This window comes from Rhodococcus sp. EPR-134, assembly GCF_001647205.1.
GTDB lineage: Bacteria > Actinomycetota > Actinomycetes > Mycobacteriales > Mycobacteriaceae > Rhodococcus_F > Rhodococcus_F qingshengii.
In genome coordinates this window covers 1-2,332 of record NZ_LVCT01000756.1, presented here as the reverse complement: position 1 = coordinate 2,332, position 2,332 = coordinate 1, and the positions used below count along the sequence as shown (strand labels likewise).

Annotated in this window: 3 protein-coding genes; 2 read left to right on the top strand and 1 reads right to left on the bottom strand. The window is 63.1% G+C overall.

Features of this window, described 5'->3' with window-relative positions; translation table 11 throughout:
* Together A2J01_RS32555 and tpiA are read left to right on the top strand one after the other, a co-directional pair.
* On the top strand, nt 1-1,203 hold a 1,203-nt coding region (locus A2J01_RS32555), incomplete at its 5' end, for a phosphoglycerate kinase (protein WP_064114353.1).
* A 6-nt stretch (nt 1,204-1,209) separates the two neighbouring features.
* Entirely contained in the window at nt 1,210-1,995 is a 786-nt protein-coding gene (tpiA, locus tag A2J01_RS32550; RefSeq protein WP_042445664.1) for a triose-phosphate isomerase, read from the top strand.
* 89 nt (nt 1,996-2,084) lie between these two features.
* Here tpiA and A2J01_RS32545 read toward each other — a convergent pair.
* Nucleotides 2,085-2,332 (bottom strand): tyrosine-protein phosphatase (locus A2J01_RS32545; protein ID WP_197494350.1); only part of this gene is annotated, 248 nt, incomplete at its 5' end.

Below are 2,332 nucleotides of genomic sequence, written 5' to 3'. Positions count from 1 at the left end.
CAGACGCTGAAGGATCTGCTGGACGCTGGGGTCGAGGGGCGCACCGTACTGGTGCGTTCCGACCTCAACGTCCCGTTGGATGGCGGAGAAATCACGGACCCGGGTCGCATCGTCGCGTCCGCTCCCACCCTGCGGGCACTTGCCGAGGGTGGAGCGAAGGTCATCGTGACCGCGCACCTCGGACGCCCCGACGGTCAGCCCGATCCCAAGTTCTCCCTCGCACCGGTTGCCGCGAAGTTGGCCGAAATCCTCGGTCGCAACGTGCAACTCGCCGGTGACGTCGTGGGACAGGACGCGCTGGCTCGTTCCGAAGGACTCACCGATGGTGACGTCCTGATGCTCGAGAACATCCGTTTCGACCCTCGCGAGACCAGCAAGGACGAAGCCGAGCGGGTCAAGCTCGCCAAGGCTCTCGTCGAGCTGGTCGGTGACGACGGCGCATTCGTCTCCGACGGATTCGGTGTTGTTCACCGTAAGCAGGCGTCGGTCTTCGACGTCGCGAAGCTGCTCCCGCATTACGCCGGATACCTGGTCGGCGCCGAGGTCGAGGTGCTCGCCAAGCTCACGCAGGACGCAGCGCGTCCGTACGCGGTGGTGCTCGGTGGCTCCAAGGTCTCGGACAAGCTGGCCGTCATCGAGGCACTGGCACCGAAGGTCGACACTCTGGTGATCGGCGGCGGAATGTTCTACACGTTCCTCGCGGCTCAGGATGTGTCCGTGGGCAATTCGCTATGCGAAGAGTCCATGATCGAGACCTGCAAGGATCTCCTCGACCGGTACGCCGACGTCATCCACATCCCTCAGGATGTTGTCGTCGCGGACTCCTTCTCGGCCGATGCCGAGTCGAAGATCGTTCCGTTCGACAAGATTCCCGACGGCTGGATGGGTCTGGACATCGGACCGGAGTCGGTCAAGCGCTTTGCCGCGATCCTGACCGGCGCCAAGACGGTGTTCTGGAACGGCCCGATGGGCGTGTTCGAGTTCCCGAAGTTCGAGGCAGGCACCCGCGGTGTCGCCGAGGCAATCGTGGAGGCAACCGAGAAGGGCGCCTTCAGCGTCGTCGGCGGCGGCGACTCCGCAGCAGCCGTTCGTCAGCTCGGTATCCCGGACGAGGGCTTCTCGCACATTTCCACCGGTGGTGGCGCTTCCCTCGAGTACCTCGAGGGCAAAGAGCTGCCTGGCATCGCAGTACTGGAAGGCTGATCCGACATGGCACGTAAGCCGTTGATCGCCGGCAACTGGAAGATGAACCTGAACCACCTCGAGGCTATCGCCCTGGTGCAGAAGATCGCTTTCTCCTTGCCTGCGAAGTACTTCGACAAAGTGGACGTCACGGTCATCCCGCCGTTCACCGACATCCGAAGCGTCCAGACGCTGATAGAGGGCGACAAGCTCCTCCTCACGTACGGCGCGCAAGATGTCTCGGCTCATGACTCGGGTGCGTTCACGGGCGAGATCAGCGGCTCCATGCTGGCCAAGCTCGGTTGCACCTTCGTCGTGGTCGGTCACTCCGAGCGTCGCACCCTTCACGGTGAGACCAACGAGACCGTCCTCGCGAAGACGAAGGCTGCTCTCAAGAACGGCCTCACGCCGATCGTGTGCATCGGCGAAGGCCTCGAGATCCGCGAAGCGGGCGAGCATGTCGCCTACAACGTCGACCAGCTCAAGGGTTCGTTGGCGGGCCTGAGCGCGGAGGAGATCTCCAAGATCGTCATCGCGTACGAACCTGTCTGGGCCATCGGCACCGGCCGTGTCGCTTCTGCCGCCGATGCACAGGAAGTGTGTGCTGCGGTACGAGCAACAGTGGCCGAACTTGCCGACGCCGAGGTCGCGGCCGGCGTTCGCGTTCTGTACGGCGGTAGCGTCAGCTCCAAGAACGTCGGAGAGATCGTCGGCCAGACCGACGTCGACGGCGCTCTTGTCGGAGGCGCGTCGCTCAAGGCTGACGAGTTCGCAACACTGTCTGCGATCGCTGCAGGCGGTCCGCTCCCGTGATGATCGGGTAGTGAGCTGAAACTGCTCGAGACTAAGACTGCGGGTGTGTGACCGAGTAGGTCACACACCCGCAGTTTTTTGTTCGCGAGTCAGCTCAGGAGTTTGGTTTCCAGAGCGCCGACGAGTTCGGGAGCAAGCTTTAACCCGGCGGTCAGATAGTTCTCAACGGTTCCGTAGTGGTGCTCGACCTGCTCGAAGGCAGCGCCCAGGTAACTCGCGTCGACGGAAAGCAGCAACCGGATCACCTCGCCCTTGTCTGCATCTGTGGCAGCGGCGATCTTCGCGACTGTTGCCTCGATGTACTCGGCCGAGTACGTGTTCGTGAGCAGGTAGTCCG

Coding starts and splice junctions, on each gene's coding strand:
- tpiA (WP_042445664.1), top strand. CDS start 1,210: ATGGCACGTAAGCCGTTGATCGCCGGCAACTGGAAGATGAACCTGAAC.